Genomic DNA, 2,768 nt, shown 5'->3' on the forward strand with positions numbered 1-2,768 from the left:
GATCAAAAGATCGCAGCCTCGTTTCACTCGGCAGCTCCTACAGGAATGTTGCCGGGCTCGGTCACCGAGTAGGAGCTGTCGAGCAACGCGAGGCTGCGATCTTTTCAGCATCACCAAAGAACCTGATGAAACACAGCTTGCCGATTCCCTAACAAATTCAAGATTGGAGAGAGCAATGGCCGAAGCAAAAGTATTGAGTGGCGCCGGGCTACGTGGCCAGGTTGCCGGGCAAACCGCACTGTCCACAGTCGGGCAATCGGGCGCCGGGCTGACCTATCGCGGCTATGACGTTCGCGAACTGGCTGCCGACGCGCGGTTTGAAGAAGTGGCTTACCTGCTGCTGTACGGCGATCTGCCGAACAAGGCGCAACTGGCTGCTTACATGAGCAAACTGAGCACGCTGCGCGACCTGCCGCAAGCCTTGAAGGAAGTGCTCGAACGCATTCCTGCCGACGCGCACCCGATGGACGTGATGCGCACGGGTGCTTCGTTCCTCGGCAATATCGAACCGGAGAAGGATTTCTCTGCGCAACATGACGTCACCGACCGGATGCTGGCCGCGTTCCCGGCGATCATGTGCTACTGGTATCGCTTCAGCCACGATGGCCTGCGGATCAACTGCGTCACTGATGAAGAATCCATCGGCGGGCATTTCCTGCACTTGCTGCATGACAAAAAACCGAGCGAGTTGCACCGCAAAGTCATGGACGTTTCGCTGATCCTCTACGCGGAACACGAGTTCAATGCCTCGACGTTCGCCGCACGGGTTTGCGCCTCGACCTTGTCAGACATGTTCTCCTGCGTAACGGCTGCTATCGGTACCCTGCGCGGCCCGCTGCACGGCGGCGCCAACGAAGCGGCGATGGAAATGATCCAGAAGTTCCAGTCCCCCGAAGAGGCCATCAAAGGCACCCTCGGCATGCTCGAGCGCAAGGACAAGATCATGGGCTTCGGTCACGCGATCTATAAAGACAACGATCCGCGTAACGAAGTGATCAAGGGCTGGTCGAAAAAACTCGCCGACGAAGTGGGCGACAAGGTGCTGTTCCCGGTTTCCGAAGCCATCGACAAGACCATGTGGGAGCAGAAGAAGCTGTTCCCCAACGCTGACTTCTACCATGCCTCGACGTACCACTTCATGGGGATCCCGACCAAGCTGTTCACGCCGATTTTCGTCTGCTCGCGCCTGACCGGCTGGGCCGCGCACGTGTTCGAACAGCGCGCCAACAACCGCATCATCCGCCCGAGCGCCGAGTACACCGGCGTCGAACAGCGCAAGTTCGTGCCAATCGAACAACGCTGACCGGTGGGTGCCGGCGCTGGCAGCTGAATGAAACCGAGAACCCTGTGGGAGCGAGCTTGCTCGCGAAGAACGATGATGCGGTATTTCTGATACATCAAGGCGTTCGCTTCGCGGGCAAGCCCGCTCCCACAGCTGCCTGTTCCCAGGTACCGGTCATCCGACTGTTGGGAGAGAATGCCTCGAACCGCCAGCGCAAACCCAGTGCTGCGGGCCGGCGGACCACCTGTTCCACCTTCAGCGTCCAGAGCCGCTCGGCGCCTTGAAAGGCATCGACCTGCGGCCCTTCAAGAATAATCCCGGTACGCCCACTGACCTGCAGCAGATCCCCGGTGGTGAAATCGATGAACAGCAAACCGGCCCGCGGATTGAGCAACAGGTTGCCCAGGGTGTTGAAATGCAGGTTGCCGGCGAAATCGGGAATGGTCAGGCAGTTACCGTCAACCTGAACAAACCCGCTCTGCCCGCCCCGATGTGAAACATCCACCGAACGCTGGTTTTCAATGTCGACGTAACTGGCGACAAAGAAGGTGTCGGCCCGCCGAATCATTGCGCTCGCGCTAGCATCCAACCTGCCTGGACGCTGCACCGCAGGCGTCGAGGGAGCTGCGACAGGCACCGATTCGAATTGGCGCAGCTGAATGTACTTCGGGCAATTGCCGAAAGACTGTTCCACCACCACGGTCAAGCCGTTAGCGGTCATCTCGCTGACTCGCCCATTGATCCGGTTGCGCCGCCGCGTATGCAGCTCGATCCCCAACAAGCCGATCGCCGCACCTGCCTGCAATTGAGCCGGGTCGTCCGGGCGCGGCAGACTGTCGAGCTGCAACAGCGCAGGCTCGGGAGAGTGGGCGAAACCCGGTTTCCCCTCGAGAATGCTGGCCCAAGGATTACCGTCGGCATCCACCGCGCCGAACAGCATGAAGGGTAATTGCTGATAGAACTGACGGTGCTGCTCAGGCAGAAAGTTGCGGATAACCTTGGGGCCGAATGCTTCCATGCGCTCAGCGACACCAACGTGCGCCTGCAACTGCTTCTCACCGGCATGCCAGGGTGATTGAAGGTTCATTGCGGTTTCCCTTGCGCCGACGGCGCAGTCTGAACGGCCCGGCCTGGCTGCGCCGGGTTCGCTGATTTCAGGCGGTTTGCAAGCCGGCCACCGTACGTGGCATTGCGACAAACCCCGGCAAGGCTTCGATGCGGGCCAGCCAGGCGCGCACATTGGCATAGTCGTCCAACGAGACATTGCCTTCCGGCGCATGGGCAATGTAGGTGTAGGCGGCGATATCGGCGATGGTCGGTTCTTCGCCCGCCAGGTAGGAAGTGTTGGTCAATTCTTGATCCATCACCTTGAGCAGGCTGTGGGAACGGGCAATGACTTCTTCAGCGTTATAGGGTGCGCCAAACACCGTGATCAGCCGAGCCGCGGCCGGTCCTGAGGCAATCTGCCCCGCCGCGACCGACAACC

The 2,768-nt window shown here is 60.0% G+C and carries 2 protein-coding genes and 1 pseudogene; 1 reads left to right on the forward strand and 2 read right to left on the reverse strand.

From position 1 onward, the window contains the following. Window positions 1-175 precede the first annotated feature (175 nt). Entirely contained in the window at window positions 176-1,303 is a 1,128-nt protein-coding gene (gene prpC, locus F8N85_RS33580; RefSeq protein ID WP_150804854.1) for a 2-methylcitrate synthase, read from the forward strand. A 133-nt stretch (window positions 1,304-1,436) separates the two neighbouring features. On the opposite strand, the pseudogene F8N85_RS33585 reads toward prpC, so the two are convergent. Both F8N85_RS33585 and F8N85_RS33590 read right to left on the reverse strand, forming a co-directional pair. After that, window positions 1,437-2,369, reverse strand: a pseudogene (locus F8N85_RS33585) (pyridoxamine 5'-phosphate oxidase family protein); the annotation flags it as partial. Window positions 2,370-2,436: 67 nt separating this feature from the next. Beyond that, the coding region (locus tag F8N85_RS33590; RefSeq protein WP_191636318.1) for a glutathione binding-like protein at window positions 2,437-2,768 on the reverse strand (332 nt) is incomplete at its 5' end.

Source organism: Pseudomonas fluorescens (assembly GCF_902497875.1).
Taxonomy (GTDB): domain Bacteria; phylum Pseudomonadota; class Gammaproteobacteria; order Pseudomonadales; family Pseudomonadaceae; genus Aquipseudomonas; species Aquipseudomonas fluorescens_BR.